General features: G+C 70.5%; 15 protein-coding genes. 5 read left to right on the top strand and 10 right to left on the bottom strand.

The window, feature by feature from the left end; all coding sequences use genetic code 11:
• Positions 1 to 39: 39 nt before the first annotated feature.
• From ACFYYH_RS00650 to ACFYYH_RS00660, 3 genes are all read right to left on the bottom strand, one after another.
• Positions 40 to 750, bottom strand: coding sequence for a TetR/AcrR family transcriptional regulator (locus ACFYYH_RS00650; protein WP_388543957.1), 711 nt, complete (start codon positions 748 to 750; stop codon positions 40 to 42).
• Positions 751 to 832: 82 nt separating this feature from the next.
• On the bottom strand, positions 833 to 1,753 hold the full coding sequence (locus tag ACFYYH_RS00655; RefSeq protein ID WP_388543960.1) for an SDR family oxidoreductase: 921 nt from the start codon (positions 1,751 to 1,753) through the stop codon (positions 833 to 835).
• Between the two features lie 166 nt (positions 1,754 to 1,919).
• Positions 1,920 to 2,636, bottom strand: a complete 717-nt coding sequence (locus ACFYYH_RS00660) for an SDR family oxidoreductase (RefSeq protein WP_388543963.1) — start codon at positions 2,634 to 2,636, stop codon at positions 1,920 to 1,922.
• Between ACFYYH_RS00660 and ACFYYH_RS00665 the strand changes: the two genes are divergently transcribed.
• From ACFYYH_RS00665 to ACFYYH_RS00675, 3 genes are all read left to right on the top strand, one after another.
• Positions 2,623 to 2,835 carry a hypothetical protein gene (locus ACFYYH_RS00665; RefSeq protein WP_388543965.1) on the top strand — a complete coding sequence of 71 codons (213 nt, stop codon included), beginning with the start codon at positions 2,623 to 2,625 and terminating at the stop codon, positions 2,833 to 2,835. The two genes, ACFYYH_RS00660 and ACFYYH_RS00665, sit on opposite strands and share 14 nt — an antisense overlap.
• Positions 2,836 to 3,024: 189 nt before the next feature.
• Positions 3,025 to 4,644, top strand: coding sequence for an AlkA N-terminal domain-containing protein (locus ACFYYH_RS00670; RefSeq protein ID WP_388543968.1), 1,620 nt, complete (start codon positions 3,025 to 3,027; stop codon positions 4,642 to 4,644).
• Positions 4,645 to 4,780: 136 nt separating this feature from the next.
• The gene (locus ACFYYH_RS00675; RefSeq protein WP_388545240.1) at positions 4,781 to 5,332 is read left to right on the top strand and encodes a methylated-DNA--[protein]-cysteine S-methyltransferase; all 552 of its coding nucleotides are present in this window, start codon (positions 4,781 to 4,783) and stop codon (positions 5,330 to 5,332) included.
• Positions 5,333 to 5,434: 102 nt separating this feature from the next.
• Here the strand turns inward: ACFYYH_RS00675 and ACFYYH_RS00680 are convergent, their stop codons facing one another.
• From ACFYYH_RS00680 to ACFYYH_RS00695, 4 genes are all read right to left on the bottom strand, one after another.
• The gene (locus ACFYYH_RS00680) at positions 5,435 to 6,157 is read right to left on the bottom strand and encodes an NAD-dependent deacetylase (RefSeq protein ID WP_388543971.1); all 723 of its coding nucleotides are present in this window, start codon (positions 6,155 to 6,157) and stop codon (positions 5,435 to 5,437) included.
• Entirely contained in the window at positions 6,154 to 7,593 is a 1,440-nt protein-coding gene (locus ACFYYH_RS00685) for a hypothetical protein (protein WP_388543974.1), read from the bottom strand. The genes ACFYYH_RS00680 and ACFYYH_RS00685 overlap by 4 nt, the downstream gene beginning before the upstream one ends.
• Positions 7,594 to 7,703: 110 nt before the next feature.
• A complete protein-coding gene (locus ACFYYH_RS00690; RefSeq protein WP_388543977.1) occupies positions 7,704 to 8,951 on the bottom strand; it encodes a MerR family transcriptional regulator in 1,248 nt (415 codons plus the stop codon).
• 71 nt (positions 8,952 to 9,022) lie between these two features.
• Positions 9,023 to 9,517 (bottom strand): NUDIX domain-containing protein, encoded by a 495-nt coding sequence (locus ACFYYH_RS00695; protein ID WP_388543981.1) that lies wholly within the window; start codon positions 9,515 to 9,517, stop codon positions 9,023 to 9,025.
• A 307-nt stretch (positions 9,518 to 9,824) separates the two neighbouring features.
• On the opposite strand from ACFYYH_RS00695, the gene ACFYYH_RS00700 reads away from it, so the two are divergent.
• On the top strand, positions 9,825 to 10,979 hold the full coding sequence (locus ACFYYH_RS00700) for a glycerate kinase (RefSeq protein WP_388543984.1): 1,155 nt from the start codon (positions 9,825 to 9,827) through the stop codon (positions 10,977 to 10,979).
• A 256-nt stretch (positions 10,980 to 11,235) separates the two neighbouring features.
• Positions 11,236 to 12,357 (top strand): lipid II:glycine glycyltransferase FemX, encoded by a 1,122-nt coding sequence (locus ACFYYH_RS00705; RefSeq protein ID WP_388543987.1) that lies wholly within the window; start codon positions 11,236 to 11,238, stop codon positions 12,355 to 12,357.
• A 172-nt stretch (positions 12,358 to 12,529) separates the two neighbouring features.
• Here the strand turns inward: ACFYYH_RS00705 and pssA are convergent, their stop codons facing one another.
• From pssA to ACFYYH_RS00720, 3 genes are all read right to left on the bottom strand, one after another.
• The gene (gene pssA / locus ACFYYH_RS00710) at positions 12,530 to 13,384 is read right to left on the bottom strand and encodes a CDP-diacylglycerol--serine O-phosphatidyltransferase (protein ID WP_388545242.1); all 855 of its coding nucleotides are present in this window, start codon (positions 13,382 to 13,384) and stop codon (positions 12,530 to 12,532) included.
• Complete coding sequence (locus ACFYYH_RS00715; RefSeq protein ID WP_066943027.1) at positions 13,377 to 14,024, bottom strand: phosphatidylserine decarboxylase; 648 nt, start codon at positions 14,022 to 14,024, stop codon at positions 13,377 to 13,379. The genes pssA and ACFYYH_RS00715 overlap by 8 nt, the downstream gene beginning before the upstream one ends.
• A 180-nt stretch (positions 14,025 to 14,204) precedes the next feature.
• Positions 14,205 to 15,410 (bottom strand): acyl-CoA dehydrogenase family protein, encoded by a 1,206-nt coding sequence (locus ACFYYH_RS00720; RefSeq protein WP_388543990.1) that lies wholly within the window; start codon positions 15,408 to 15,410, stop codon positions 14,205 to 14,207.
• Positions 15,411 to 15,415 lie beyond the last annotated feature (5 nt).

Raw genomic sequence — 15,415 nt, forward strand, 5'->3', positions numbered from 1 at the left:
CCGACGCACCGCCGTACCCGGTCAACCCCCTCACGTGCTTCAGGGAGCGTTCGAGAGCCGGTCCAGCCACTCGGTCAGCAGAGCCCTCTCCGTGGTGCTGAGGGCCGAACCGCCCGGCCCGCGCAGCAGGGCACTCAAACGGCCCGCCGCCGAGGCCACCTGTGTCCCGGTCCCGCCGTCGGCGCCGTCCGCGGGGGTGTCCTCGGCGGAGGTGGTAGGCCGGGGCCCCGGCACCCCCGGGACGAGGACGGCGGCGTGCACCGCGTCGCGCACGCGACGCGAGGTGCCCGGGTCGGTGAAGGCCGAGGGACGGGAGACGAGCATGAGGGCCACACCGACATTGGCCGACATGACGACCTGCGCGGCCAGTCCGGGGGTGAGGCGCAGCCTGCCCTGGGCCGCGGCCCGTCCCAGGTCCCGTTCGAGGATCCGGTGGGACTCCAGGGCCGCGCCCGGGGGTGTGCGCATCGCGGGCGAATTCATCAGCCGGTACCGGTTGGGATTGCCCAGGGCGAAGTCCACATGGCTGTCCCAGCCGTCGCGCAGATCCTCCACGGGGTCCGCGTGGGGACGGCCATGCCGCTTCGTCGCGAGATAGGTGTCGAAGCCGTGGTCGACCACGGCCGACAACAGCCCCTCCTTGTCCCCGAAGTTCCGGTAGAGGGCCGGGGCTCCCACCCGCGCGGCCTCACACACGGCCCGTACGGAGACATCACCGTTCGGGGATTCCGCGACCAGGGCCGCGGCCACTTCCAGGATCCTTCGCCGCGTACTCACGGGCAGCCGCGGGGCCTGCTCGCGGGGCCGGCGTGGCGGAGGGCACATGGTGACCTCACTTTGTCGCGGTGGTGGGAGCGGGGGCGGCGGTGTGAGGGGCCAGGAGGTCGTCGAGGCCTATGCGGGTGAGGAATTCGGCGCGGATACGGTCGGCGACCCGGCTGACTTCCTCGGAGCCGTCGTCGGCGGGGTCGACATGGACCCGGAAGGGACGGCTGCCGTGCGGGGCGTCGACCACCTCGACGATGGCGTCGGCCACCTGGGAGACATCGGCGTCGGCGGGGGCGAGATCGGCCAGGCGCTGGGAGACCTGGTCCATCAGGCCGGCGTAGCGCGCCTCGTACTCCGGGATGACGGTCTGTTCCGAGGGATGGCCGCCGGTGGCGAAGTGGTTGGTGCCCGAGGTGAAGGAACCCGGCACGACGATGGAGGTCTCGATGTTGAAGCGGGCCAGCTCGGCGGCGTAGGAGACGGCGAGGGAGTCCATGGCGGCCTTGGCGGCGAAGTACGGGGCGAGATAGGGCGGGGTGCCGCCACGGCTGGACGTGGAGCCGATCCACAGGACCAGTCCGTGCTGCTGGGCGCGGAGATGGGGCAGCGCGGCGCGGTTGACGCGCTGGGTGCCCAGCACATTCGTGTCGTAGACGGCGGCCAGTTCCTCCGGGGTGAACGCCTCGGTGGGGCCGGTCACCATGTGCCCGGCGTTGTGGATCACCACATCCAGCGAACCGGCCTCGGCCAGAATGGTGTTGACCGCCGCGTCGGCGGACTCCTGGGAGAGCACGTCCAGTTCCACCGTACGCAGGTCGACCTGATGTTCGGCCGCGTACGCCCGCGCCTCGGTGACGCGGCCGGCGTTGCGGCCGGTCGTGTCGCGCATCGCCGCGTAGACGGTGTGCCCGGCCCGGGCCAGGGAGCGCGCGGCCAGTGCTCCGAAGCCGGAGCCGGCACCCGTGATCACGATTGTCTTACCCATGACAGAACTCCTCGGTTGTTGGTGGAATCGGTTGGTGGTGGAAGGGCGGCGGTGGAAGGGCGGCGGTGGAAGAGGCGGTGCCGGAAGAGGCGGCGGTGCGCCGCGAGGGCGGGGGAAGTGGCGGGGGAAGGGTGAGTGTGCGGCATGCCGGACGGAGCCGGTCATGTCAGACGATGCCGCCGTTGGCGCGCAGGACCTGTCCGTTCACCCAGCGGGCGGGACCGGCGAGAAAGGCGACGACCTCGGCTATGTCCCGCGGTGTGCCCAGACGCTCCAGAGGCGCCTGACCAGCCATCCTCGCGATGGTCTGCTCGTCCTTTCCGTCCAGGAACAGAGCGGTGGCGGTCGGCCCGGGGGCGACGGCATTGACGGTGATGTCCCGTCCGCGCAGCTCACGGGCGAGGATCAGCGTCATGGCCTCGACCGCGCCCTTGGTTGCGGCATAGGCGGTGTAGCCGGGGAGGGCCAGTCCCACGACGGAGCTGGAGAAGTTGATGACCGCTCCGCCGCTCCGCAGCCTGCGGGCCGCCTGCTGGTCGACGACGAACGTCCCGCGGATGTTCGTGCGGTGCATACGGTCCAGGGCGTCCAGGTCCGTCTCGACCAGCGGTGCCAGTGTCATGACACCCGCCGCGTGCACGACCACGTCGACCCCGCCATAGGTGGCCTCCGCGGTGTCGAAGAGGGCCGAAACCGCCGTCTCGTCCGCCACATCGGCGCGGAAGGCGACCGCCCGGCCGCCGGCCGCGGTGATGGCCGAGACCGTCGCCTCGGCCTCCTCCCCATTCCCCGCGTAGTTGATGACGACGGCGAAGCCGTCGGCGGCCAGCCGCTCGGCGCTCTCCCGGCCGATCCCGCGGGATCCGCCGGTGACGATCGCCACCCGTGCCGCCCGCTCCGGGGAAGCCGGGGCCGAGGATCGCGAGGAATCCGGGGAAGCGGGGGAAGCCGTGGAAGCGGGGGAAGCCGGGGATCCCGAGGAATCGGACGAATTCGACGAATCCGACGAATTCGAAAAATTCAGGGAATCCGAGGTGTTGGTCTGCTCCGTCATGACGATGCTCCTTGTCTCGGCCGAGTAGCGCTGTTCGCGACCCGACGAGAGCAACGTTAACACCCTTTCGTTAGCGGCGCTACCTCCAGGGAGTGGCGACGCTACGACAGGCGTGGCGGAGTCCTCCTGCCGGACCGCCGGCAGGCCTCCGGGCCGCCCAAGGCTGATGTCGTTTTCCTGCCAGCTCCGGGATTCTCCGTGCCGGATGCTTGAACGCATGTACACCGATACCGAGCGCTGCGTACGGGCCGTCAGGTCCAAGGACGCGCGCTTCGACGGCTGGTTCTTCACCGCGGTGCTGACCACCCGGATCTACTGCCGGCCGAGCTGTCCGGTCGTGCCGCCCAAAGCCGAGAACATGACCTTCTACCCCAGCGCCGCCGCCTGCCAGCAGGCCGGCTTCCGTGCCTGCAAGCGATGCAGGCCGGACACCAGCCCCGGCTCGCCGGAGTGGAACGCGCGCGCCGACACCGTCGCCCGCGCCATGCGGCTCATCCAGGACGGCGTCGTCGACCGGGAGGGGGTGCCCGGTCTGGCCGGGCGGCTCGGCTACTCCGCCCGGCAGATCGAGCGCCAGCTCCTCGCCGAGCTGGGAGCGGGACCGCTCGCGCTGGCTCGCGCGCAGCGGGCGCAGACCGCACGCGTCCTCATCGAGACGACCGCCCTGCCGATGGCCGAGGTCGCGTTCGCGGCGGGATTCGCCTCCATCCGGGCCTTCAACGACACCGTTCGTGAGGTCTTCGCGCTGTCACCGAGCGAGTTGCGTACGCGCGCCTCACATGGCCTGGGCGCCCCGCTCACCTCGCGCAGCTCCCTCACCTCGCGCAGCTCCCTCACCTCGCGCAGCTCCCGCGCCTCGCGCGGCGCACACAGCGCACACGGCGCGGGGGCCTCAGATGTGTCCCACGGGGCACCGGCACGGGACGCGCACGGGCACCGGCCAGGCACCCCCGGCGTGATCTCGCTGCGGCTGCCGTTCCGCGCACCGCTCAACCCCGACAACCTCTTCGGGCATCTCGTCGCCACCGCCGTTCCGGGCGTCGAGGAGTGGCGGGACGGCGCCTACCGGCGCACGCTCTCCCTGCCGTACGGGCATGGCATCGTCGCCCTCTCCCCACGCCCCGACCACATCGCCTGCCGGCTCTCCCTCACCGATCCGCGCGATCTCACACTCGCTATCAGCAGCTGCCGCCGGATGCTCGACCTGGACGCCGATCCCGTCGCCGTCGACGAGCAACTGCGCGCCGATCCGGTACTGGCACCGCTCGTCGACAAGGCTCCGGGGCGGCGGGTGCCCCGTACCGTCGACGCCGCGGAGTTCGCCGTACGGGCCGTGCTCGGCCAGCAGGTCTCCACCGCCGCCGCGCGGACACACGCGGCCCGGCTGGTCGCCGCGCACGGGGTGCCGGTCGACGATCCCGAGGGCGGGCTGACCCATCTCTTCCCGGCCCCGGAGGCGCTGGCCGCGCTCGACCCGGAGACCCTGGCCCTCCCCCGCACACGGCGTACGACCCTCACCACCCTGGTCGCGGCGCTCGCCGACGGTTCGATCCGGCTCGGCGCCGACAGCGACTGGGACCGGGCACGGGCCGAACTCACCGCCCTGCCCGGCTTCGGGCCATGGACGGTCGAGGTGATCGCGATGCGCGCGCTCGGCGACCCCGACGCGTTCCTGCCGACCGATCTCGGTATCCGCCGGGCCGCCGGGAGCCTCGGCCTGCCGTCCACCCCCGCCGCGCTCACGAAGCGTGCCGCCGCCTGGCGCCCCTGGCGCGCCTACGCCGTGCAGTATCTCTGGGCCACCGACGACCACGCCATCAACCGCCTTCCCGTATAACCCTGTTCAGCCCCAACGGTTCAACCCCAACGGTTCAGCCCACACGGGCCAGCGAGGAAGTTCGACCATGACCGGACAGCACCCCACCGACGGCACCGTGCATCCCACCGGCACCATGCACCCCACCGACGGCACCATGCATCCCACCTCCACCACGCACACGAGGTACGCGACACACACCCCACGCACGGTGCACACCGTGATCGACAGTCCCTACGGACCGCTCACGCTCGTCGCGGCCGACGGTGTCCTGAAGGGCCTCTACATGGTCGGGCAGCGCCATCGGCCGCCCGAGGAGACCTTCGGGGACCCGGACCCCCGGCCGTTCACCGAGGTGGTGCGCCAGCTCGGCGCGTACTTCGAGGGCGAACTGACGGAGTTCGATCTGCCGTTGCGGCTCGACGGCACCCCGTTCCAGCGAGGTGTCTGGGAGCAGCTCTTGAAGATCCCGTACGGCGAGACCCGTTCGTACGGCGAACTGGCCGAGTTTCTCGGCAGGCCGGGCGCCTCACGCGCGGTGGGGCTGGCCAACGGCAAGAATCCGATCGGCATCATCGTGCCCTGCCACCGGGTGATCGGCTCGACCGGCAGCCTCACCGGCTACGGCGGCGGGCTCGACCGCAAGCAGCGGCTGCTGGCCTTCGAGGGCGCGGCGGCCGACGTCCCGGTCACCGCCACGCTCTTCTGATGCTGATGCTGATGCTGATGCCGATGCCGATGCCGGCCGTGACGCCGGCGCTGGCGCCGACGGGCCGTCCGCGCGGCGGCCGTGGGGAGAGCGACCGGCGCGTCAGTCGCCGCGGTATCTCGTCAGCAGCGCGGGCAGCGCCGTACCGATCGGCTCACGAATGATCTCGTCGGCGCGGTCGTCGTACGGCGTCGGCTCGGCGTTCACCACGATGAGCCGCGCTCCGTGGTCGGCGGCGATCCCCGCCAGCGAGGCGGCCGGCTGCACCTGGAGGGTCGTACCGACCGCGATGAACACCTCGCACGCCTTCGCGATCGCCATCGACCGGGCCAGCACCTCGGGGTCGAGCCGTTCGCCGAACATCACCGTCGCCGACTTGAGGATCCCGTCGCACACCCGGCAGCGCGGGTCCTCCTCGCCCGCCGCCACCCGGCTCAGCGCCTCCTCCATCGAGGACCGGGCATGGCACCGGGTACAGCTGATCCTCCGCGCGGTGCCGTGCAGTTCGAGTACCTTGCGGGCCGGCATCCCGGCGAGCTGGTGCAGTCCGTCGACGTTCTGGGTGATCACCCGGACCGCCGTTCCCGAGCGGTCCAGCTCCGCCACCGCGCGATGGGCGCCGTTGGGCCGGGCGCGCAGTGTGGGACTGTCGCTGCGCATCCGCCAGGACCGGCGCCGGATCTCCGGGTCGGTCATGTACAGGTCGAACGTGACCAGCTTCTCGGCCCCGGGATCGCGCCGCCACAGGCCGTTCGGACCCCGGTAGTCGGGGATGCCGGAGTCGGTGGAGATGCCGGCGCCGCTCAGGATCGCGACGAGAGTCATGGTGCGAGCGTACGCAGCGGGGGCTGGGAGCGGCGAACGAATTGCCCCGCGGGCGGGGTCACCGCCGACGGCAGCGGCGACCCCGCGGGACCGGGGGACGGCAGCGGCGCGAAGGGCGTCGGAGCCACGCCCGTCCAGCGGTGCAGTACGGCGCGGCCGGTCTGGTGGGTGACACCGTCGACCTGGACCGTACCGGCCTCGGCCAGGTAGTGGCGGCCGTCGTCGAGCGAGACCAGCCCGTACTGACCGGCCGACGTCCAGCCGTACACACCGGAGGGCGCGTCGTACAGCCCGTGGGGGAGGAGTGACAGCAGCAGACCGCGCTCGGGCCGCTGCTGACCCCGGATGGTGCCCCGGACGGGATCCTTCGAGCCGTCGACCACGAAGAGGGAGTAGTTGGGGAACGACGTCTTCGTGCCCTTGTACACGGCCAGCAGCCAATCGCCCTGGGACGCGTCGTACTCCAGGTTCTGTACGCCGTACGTGGTGTTGCCGGTGTACACGAAGTACTTGCCGTCGGGGGCGGCCGGACCGCTCGTGTGCGGAGCGTCCTCGGTGAGCGGCCGCTCGTACTGCTTCCACCGCCGTACGTCGTACTGGAGCAGCACCTGGTGGTCGTTGTCCTGGCGGCCGGTGTTGGCATAGACCCCGTAGGCGACCGTCAGCCTGGTTCCGCCCTTCCCGTCGAAGGCCGGGCCGAACGCGACCCCGTCGATACCGCTGCATCCGTAGCGGTGGTCGGGGGTGCCCGCGGTGTCGCCGTCGAAGACACCGTCGCCGTTCATGTCGGCCGAGTAGTCCCGTACGACCTCTTCGAGATGAACGGTGGAGAGCACGCCCGTGGACTCGGCGTCCATGTTCATACGGGTGATGCGGTCTCCGTCGAACACGGCGATGTAGAAGGCCTTCGCGGCCTTGTACTCCAGTGAGCCGTAGATCCGGCCGTCCCGCGCGTCGATGTCCAGATCACCGAGATGACCGGTCAGGCCGGTGACCGAGCCGAGGGGGGTGCCGCGCAGATCCGTCTTCACCAGGAGGTTGGTGAAGGAGAAATACATATGGCCCTTGGCGCGGTCGATGGCCATGCCCTGGAGATGACCCGACTGCCAGGCACCGCCGTCGACGGCCGTCGGCGGCGCGGGGAGCCGGTCCGCGGAGCGGCCGACCGCGTCCACGGACCCGCGCCCGGCCTGCACCGGGGCCTGAACCCGGGCCCCCGCCTCGGCCTGGACCCGCTCCTCGGCCTGGACCCGCTCCTGCACCTGGACCCGCTCCTGCACCGGGACCCGCTCCTGCGCCGGGACCCGCGTCTGCGTCTGTGCCTGCGCCGTGCCGCCGGTCGTACCGACGAGGACGGCCGGGACCACGCACAGGGAGGTGAACAGAGAAATGAACAGGGCCGCCCGTCGGCCGCGGGTCCGGGTCCGGCTTCGCATGAGTCCTCCAGGGGGGTGGGACCAGGGCGTGGGACTCGAGCATCATGCCGTGCGGGGGTGTATGGCGGGCCGACACCGGATGAACCTGGCGCATAGTCGTTGATGGACCGTCAATTCGACCATGGGCGATCGGTGTCGCCGGTCAAGGCGATCGGCATCACCAAGGTGGTGAAACTGCCCTGGTCGGCGGAGCGCACCAGGACCGGACGGGTGGCGGTGGAGATCTCCAGCAGGACGTCGGGGCCGACACCCGCCTCCAGGGCCGGAGCCAGTACGGCGGGATCGAAGCCGACACGCAGGGGCGCGTCGCCCAGGACGGCGGCGGGCAGAGCGGTGATACGGGAACCGTCGGGCAGCGAGACCGAGGCCTCGTCCCGGCCGAGCCGCAGCGCGATTCCCGGCGCGTCCTCGAAGCCGTACAGAGCGTCCAGAAGGGCGGCCCGGTCCACGATCACGCGGTGCCCGGACGAGGGCAGATCCGGCAGAATCTCGCGGTACGCGGGGAATTGGCCGTCGAACGGGGCGAGCACACGGGACACGGACTCGTCCGTACTCCACACCCGGGCGCTGTCCCGGCCCGCCTCGATGGTCACCTCCCGGTGACGGGTGGCCCACGCCCCGGTCTCGATCAGCTCGGCCGCCTCCAGCAGCAGCCGGCGCGGGGGCCCGGTCACCGTCGCGGGGCTCAGGACGCGCAGGGACAGCCGGTAGCGGTCGGTGGCCACCAAGCGGACCTCGGAGTCGTCGATCTCCACCAGGACACAGCCGAGCACCGGGTGCTCGGCGTCCCGCCCCACCGCCGGTACGACCTGCCGTACGGCACTGGCCAGCTCCGCACCGCCGAGCCGTACCGTGGTGCGGTACGCGATGTCCGTGGCCCCGCTCTGCGTGGCCCGGGTCCGGAGCGTGGCGCCGTCCTCAGCGGGGGAGAGGGAGCGCAGGATCTCCGTGATGGTGGCGTCAGCGGTCCTGGTCCGGTTCCGTACGGCCTCCTGATGGCGTTCCAGCACGGCGCGCGCCTCCTCGGCGGGGCCGTCCAGTACGACACCGGCGTCGGCGAGCGGCAGACCGGCCAGCCGCAGACCGCGCAACAGCCGGGCCCGGGGCTCCTGGCCGGGGCTGTAGTAGCGGTAGCCGGTCGCGCCGTCGACCCGCGCGGGCCGGAGCACCCGGCAGTCGTCGTAGAAGCGCAGCGCGCTCGGGGCGAGCCCGACCCGTCGTGCGAACGTGCTGATGCTCAGCAGTTCGGAGAGCTCCGGGAGTCCCGGGAGTTCCCGGAGTTCCGGTAGCTCCCGGAACTCCGCAGGCTCCGGGGCGCCGTCCGCCGTGCTGTCCATGGTGATGCTGTCGCTGTCCATGGCGGCGATTGTCGACGTTCAGGCAGCCTGAAGGTCAACCGAGCGGTGAGCGGCCCCCGGACCCGCGAGACCTACGGCCGGCGGCCGTTCTCCAGTTCCACGGTGCCCGCGCCCGACTCCACCGCGTCGAGCGCCGCCAGCACCCGCGGCCCGAGCGACCCCAGCAGATACACCGGGATCTCCTCACGGTCGATCAGCCGCCACGACAGCAGCTCCTCCTCCTGGAGCCTGATCGCCGCGAGCTGGTCCTCGTCCAGCACCCCGCCGTCGTAGAGATACGCCGCGATCGGCGGGCGGGCCTTGCCCGGTACCCAGTCGACGGCCAGTAGCCGGCCCGGCTCGACGTCGAGCCCTATCTCTTCGAGCGTCTCCCGCCGGGCACCCGCGCGCGGGGTCTCGCCCTCGTCGGACTCGACCGTTCCGCCCGGCAGGGCCCAGCCCTCCCGATAGTTGGGCTCGACGATCAGTACGCGGCCCTCGCGGTCCCTGAACAGCATGGCCGCGCCGGCGAGGACTCGGGGGAGGCCCGCGATGTACGCGGCGTATTCGGTATCCGTATCCGTCACACGAGAAGCCTAGGGCCTCTCGTGTGGATCTTGCTGGGCTCGCGTGCCCCGGCACCGCGCCTCGCCGCGTTGACGGCGGAGGACGGAGCCGACGCTCCGCGTGGGCTCCCTCCTCCGCCTTGCGATCCACAGCACCGGACCCCGCTCCCTCATCCAGCCTGATCCACACGAAAGACCCTGGGGCCTCTCGTGTGGACCGTGCCGGGCTCGCGGGTCCCGCCTCGCGGTCCGGGGCATGGGCAGAGAGGCGCCGGGCGGCTAGGGTCGGAGCGGCGCGACTGCCTGTTCGAGAGCAGAGGGATGCAACGTGACGGACGGAGCAGTAACCGAGGTCGCCCGCGTACTGATCGCGGCGGACAAGTTCAAGGGCTCACTCACGGCCGTGCAGGTCGCGGAGCGCGTGACGGCCGGGCTGCGCCGGGTCGCCCCCCAGGTGACGGTCGAGACCCTGCCCGTCGCGGACGGCGGCGACGGCACCGTCGTGGCGGCCGTGGCGGCCGGTTTCGAACGGCGGGAGGTACGGGTCACCGGCCCGCTCGGCGAAGAGCTGACCGCGGCCTACGCCCTGCGGGACGGTACGGCCGTCGTCGAGATGGCGGAGGCGTCCGGCCTCCAGCACCTCCCCGCCGGGGTCTTCGCACCGCTGACGGCGACGACATACGGGTCCGGCGAACTGCTGCGCGCCGCGCTCGACGCGGGCGCCCGCACCATCGTCTTCGGTGTCGGCGGAAGCGCCACCACCGACGGCGGTGCCGGGATGCTCACCGCGCTCGGCGCGCGGTTCCTCGACGCTGCCGGGCAGCCCGTGGGGCCGGGCGGCGGCGGTCTGCGCGATCTCGCCACCGCCGATCTCTCCGGTCTGGACGGCCGACTGGGCGCGACGGAGGTCGTTCTCGCCAGCGATGTCGACAATCCGCTGACCGGGCCCAAGGGCGCCCCCGCCGTCTACGGCCCGCAGAAGGGTGCGAGCCCCGAGGACGTGGCCACGCTCGACGCGGCGCTTGCCCACTACGCCACGGTCCTGGAGGCGGCCCTCGGCTCCCGGGCGGCCGATCTCGCGCTCTCCCCGGGCGCGGGCGCGGCGGGCGGTATCGGTTACGGCGCGCTGGTCGGTCTCGGCGCGAGCTTCCGCCCCGGCATCGAGGTGATGCTCGATGTGCTGGGCTTCGCTGCCGCCCTCTCGCGGGCGACCCTCGTCATCACCGGTGAGGGCTCGCTGGACGAGCAGACGCTGCACGGCAAGGCCCCCGCGGGAGTCGCGGCGGCGGCCCGCGCGCGGAACATCGAGGTCATCGCGGTCTGCGGCCGGCTGGCCCTTCCCCCGGAGGCCCTGGGCCGGGCGGGCATCCGGCGCGCGTACGCCCTGACCGAGCTGGAGCCGGACCCCGCCGTCTGTATGGCGGAGGCGGGTCCGCTGCTGGAACGCCTGGCGACGGCCATCGCACAGGATTTCCTGACCTGACCTGACCTGACCTGACCTGACCTGACCTGACCTGACCTGACTGGCAGGAAGGAAGGAAGGGAAAGGACAGGACCGGCGACAGGACCGGCAACAGAACCGCGGAGGGCCGGACAGGGGCGTCATCCCTTGTCCCGCCCGCCCTCACGTGTGTCCTCTCCTGCCCTCGCGCGTGTCCGGGCCCGCCCCCGCCCGTACGGCACGTATGACTAGAGGTCTGCTGACCACAGGCCTGCGCGCCGAGCGAAGGAGCACTTCCATGGCTTACCGCCTGAAGACGATCAAACGTGCTGAGCATCTGGCCTTCGTCGGAGCCAGACCGTCGATCAGCCACATGCAGGTTCCCGCGTGGGGGGACGTGAAGCCGGACTGGCAGGCGGAGAGCCTCGGGTGGTTCGACGAACGGGGGCGCATCATCGGCGCGGGGCTCGTCCTCTACCGGCCGGTGCCGAAGATCAAGCGGTATCTCGCCTATCTGCCCGAGGGACCCGCCATCGACTGGTTCGCGCCGGACCTGGCCCGGTGGCTCCAGCCGATGCTGGCCCATCTCAAGTCACGGGGCGCGTTCTCGGTGAAGATGGGGCCGCCCGTCGTCGCCCGCCGCTGGTCGGCGGAGAAGGTCAAGGCGGCGATCGCGGACCCGGAGGTCCGCAGGCTGGGCGACGTCGAGCCGGACAGGAGCGACCCGCGCGCGTTCGCGATCGCCGACCGGCTCCAGCGCATGGGCTGGCGGCAGAGCGAGGACGGCACCGACGACGGCTTCAGCGCGGGCCAGCCCCGCCATGTCTTCCATGTGCCCTTCGCGGGACGGACGCTGGACGAGATCCAGCGCGGCTTCAACCAGCAGTGGCGGCGCAACGTCAAGAAGGCCGAGAAGGCCGGGGTGAAGGTGGAACGGGGCGGCTACGAGGATCTCCCCGCCTTCTACGAGCTGTACCGGGAGACCGCGGAGCGCGATCAGTTCCTGCCGCGCCCCCTGACCTACTTCCAGAACATGTGGACCGCGCTGACCAAGGAGAACCCCGACCGGATGCGGCTCTATCTGGCCCATCACGACGGCGAGGTCCTCTCCGCGGCCACCATGCTCACCGTCGGCGACCATGTCTGGTATTCGTACGGCGCGTCCACCGCTCGCAGGCGCGAGGTGCAGCCGAACAACGCCGTGCAGTGGCGCATGATGTGCGACGCCCACGAGCTGGGCGCGAGCGTGTACGACCTGCGGGGCATCACCGACACCCTGGACGAGAGCAACCAGCTCCTCGGTCTGCTCCGCTTCAAGGCGGGCACGGGCGGGGAGGCCGTCGAGTATCTGGGCGAGTGGGACTACCCGCTCAACAAGCTTCTGCACAAGGCGTTGGACCTCTATATGGCACGCCGCTGAATGGCACGCCGCTGACAGGATCCTTCCCGGGCTGACAGACACCCTTCCTGCGGATTCGGGTCGGGCGCACGACACCGTGAGGGCCCGGGTGCGTCTCGCGCACCCGGGCCCTCACGGTCATGATGTGTTGCGGCAGAACGTATGACGGCAGAACGTGTGACGGCCGAGCGTGTTACGGAAGCTGAGCCGCCCTCGCCTCGCGGCGGTTGTCCCGGAACGTGTTCACCCGCCGCGCCGTGGCGAACAGCGGAATGACCGCGCCCGTCACGACCTGGAGCGCACAGCCCGTCTGGAGCAGGAGCTGACCACCCGGGGCGTCGAACGCCCAGGCCGCCAGCAGCCCCATCGCGGCCACGATCCAGCTCAGCATCGCCACCGCGAGAATTCCCCGCGGCTTGGGATACTCCACCCGGCTGACCATCAGCCACGCCACCCCGACGATCGCGAGGAGCGTCGGTACGAACGGAAGCTCCAGCAGCACGATCGAGATGACCGTCAGCGCGCCGAAGGGGCTCGGCATGCCCTGGAACATGCCGTCCTTCATCGTCACACAGGAGAATCTGGCCAGCCGCAGGACCACGGCCAGCAGCACCACGACCGCCGCCAGCGCCGAGACCCGCTGATGGGCGTCGTCCGCGACCATGCCGTACACCAGCACGAAGTACGCGGGGGCGAGGCCGAAGCTGATCAGGTCGGAGAGATTGTCCAGCTCGGCGCCCATCGGGGAGCTGCGCAGCTTGCGCGCCACGAGCCCGTCGAACAGGTCGAAGATCGCCGCGCACAGCATCAGGATCACGGCGGTCGCCGCGGAGTGCCGCGCCATACCGCTCTCGTCGCTGCCCGTGAGATGGGGGATGAGAATGCCGGTCGTGGTGAAGTAGACGGCCATGAAGCCGCAGGTGGCATTGCCGAGTGTGAGGGTGTCCGCTATCGACAGCCTCAGTGACAGCGGCATGTCCTCCGCGTCGTCCTCCGCTTCGGCCTCGGCCTCGGCGGCCCAGCCGGCTTGCGTATCAGGATCAATCACGGTCAATTCGAGTCACCCCTGCGGTCGTGGTCTGACCGACCTCGACAGCGACATCGACACCTTCCGGAAGGTAGATGTCGACACGCGAGCCGAAACGGATCAGGCCGATGCGCTCGCCTTGTTCCACCTTGGTTCCCTGGGGCAGGTACGGAACGATGCGACGGGCCACCGCTCCCGCGATCTGCACCATCTCGATGTCGCCCAGCTCCGTGTCGAAGTGCCAGACAACGCGCTCGTTGTTCTCGCTCTCCTTGTTGAACGCCGGAACGAACCCGCCGGGGATGTGCTCGACGGAGGTCACGGTTCCCGCGAGGGGAGCGCGGTTGACATGGACGTTCAGCGGACTCATGAAGATGGCGACCCGGGTGCGCCCGTCCTTCCACGGCATGATGCTCTGCACCACACCGTCGGCCGGTGAGATGACCCGGCCCTGCGTGATCTCGCGCTCGGGGTCGCGGAAGAACCACAGCATGCCCGCCGCGAGCGCGGTGGCGGGCACAGCGAGGACAGCGGCGCGCCGGGAACGGCGCGCACGGACCAGCCCGATCGCCGCGGTGGCGACGGTGGGCAGGAGCCACGGCGATGCTCCGCGCGCGAGGCGGACCCGGCCGCGTGGTGCAGAGGTTTGGCTGTGGGGCATGGATGACCTTCGTAGCGGATGATGCCGCGCGGGTAACGGGGGACGGCGGCTTTCCAGCGATGGTATCGGTTGCGAGCAGCAACTGAGCAAGCCAGCAGCCGAGTCGAGCGGCTGGAAGCCGGTGGCTCCCGACGACAGGGTGTGATCTACTTCGCGGCTAAATAAGATCAAAAGCGACAATCATGTCTGCGATCGGTACTCCTCCAGCAGCCGGCGGCCAATGATCATTTTCTGGATCTCGGCGGTACCCTCGCCGATCAGCAGCATCGGTGCCTCGCGGTAGAGGCGCTCGATCTCGTACTCCTTGGAGAAGCCGTAACCGCCGTGGATCCGGAAGGCGTCCTCGACGACTTCCTTGCAGAATTCGGAGGCGAGGTACTTCGCCATCCCTGCCTCCAGGTCATTTCGTTCCCCGGAGTCCTTTTTGCGTGCCGCGTTCACCATCATCGCATGGGCGGCTTCCACCTTGGTTGCCATTTCAGCCAGCTTGAACTGGATCGCCTGATGCTGCGCGATGGGCTTCCCGAAGGTGTGACGTTGCTGGGCATATGCCACACCCAGTTCGAAAGCACGCTGGGCGACGCCACAGCCACGCGCCGCGACATTGACCCGCCCCACCTCGACCCCGTCCATCATTTGGTAAAACCCTCGGCCGGTCGTACCACCGAGAACCCGATTGGCCGGAATGCGTAGTCCGTCCATGATCAGTTCGGTGGTGTCGACCCCCTTGTACCCCATCTTGTCGATCTTCCCGGGGATGGTGAGTCCGGGCCGCACCTCACCGAAGCCCGCCTCCTTCTCGACCAGGAACGTGGTCATCGACCGGTGGCGGGCCGTGCCCTCCGGATGGCCCTCGTCCGTACGGCACAACACGGCGACCAGGGTGGACGTACCGCCATTGGTGAGCCACATCTTCTGGCCGTCCAGCACATACGCGTCACCGTCCCGCACCCCCTTGGACGTGATCGCGGAGACATCGGAGCCGAGAGCGGGCTCGGACATCGAGAACGCGCCGCGCACCTCCCCTGCCGCCATCCGGGGCAGGAAGGCGTCCTTCTGCTCCTGGGTGCCGTGCTGCTTCAGCAGGTACGCCACGATGAAGTGGGTGTTGATGATGCCGGAGACGGACATCCATCCCCGGGCGATCTCCTCCACACAGAGCGCGTAGGTCAGCAGCGACTCGCCCAGACCGCCGTACTCCTCGGGGATCATCAGCCCGAACAGACCGAGCTCCTTGAGGCCCTCGACGATCTGCGTCGGATACTCGTCGCGGTGCTCCAGCTCCGTGGCGACCGGGAGGATCTCCTTGTCGACGAAGTCCCTGACGGTCGCCAGGATCTCCCGCTGGATGTCGGTCAGCCCGGCTGTCTGGGCGAGTCGGCTCATGGCTG

It is taken from the genome of Streptomyces sp. NPDC002018 (genome assembly GCF_042890865.1).
GTDB lineage: Bacteria > Actinomycetota > Actinomycetes > Streptomycetales > Streptomycetaceae > Streptomyces.

What these genes read in the sequence shown, in the direction of transcription:
- ACFYYH_RS00655 (WP_388543960.1), bottom strand. Translation starts at nt 1,753, where the DNA reads ATGGGTAAGACAATCGTGATCACGGGTGCCGGCTCCGGCTTCGGAGCA.
- ACFYYH_RS00670 (WP_388543968.1), top strand. Translation starts at nt 3,025, where the DNA reads ATGTACACCGATACCGAGCGCTGCGTACGGGCCGTCAGGTCCAAGGAC.
- ACFYYH_RS00675 (WP_388545240.1), top strand. Translation starts at nt 4,781, where the DNA reads ATGCATCCCACCTCCACCACGCACACGAGGTACGCGACACACACCCCA.
- ACFYYH_RS00680 (WP_388543971.1), bottom strand. Translation starts at nt 6,157, where the DNA reads ATGACTCTCGTCGCGATCCTGAGCGGCGCCGGCATCTCCACCGACTCC.
- ACFYYH_RS00685 (WP_388543974.1), bottom strand. Translation starts at nt 7,593, where the DNA reads ATGCGAAGCCGGACCCGGACCCGCGGCCGACGGGCGGCCCTGTTCATT.
- ACFYYH_RS00690 (WP_388543977.1), bottom strand. Translation starts at nt 8,951, where the DNA reads ATGGACAGCGACAGCATCACCATGGACAGCACGGCGGACGGCGCCCCG.
- ACFYYH_RS00705 (WP_388543987.1), top strand. Translation starts at nt 11,236, where the DNA reads ATGGCTTACCGCCTGAAGACGATCAAACGTGCTGAGCATCTGGCCTTC.
- ACFYYH_RS00715 (WP_066943027.1), bottom strand. Translation starts at nt 14,024, where the DNA reads ATGCCCCACAGCCAAACCTCTGCACCACGCGGCCGGGTCCGCCTCGCG.
- ACFYYH_RS00720 (WP_388543990.1), bottom strand. Translation starts at nt 15,410, where the DNA reads ATGAGCCGACTCGCCCAGACAGCCGGGCTGACCGACATCCAGCGGGAG.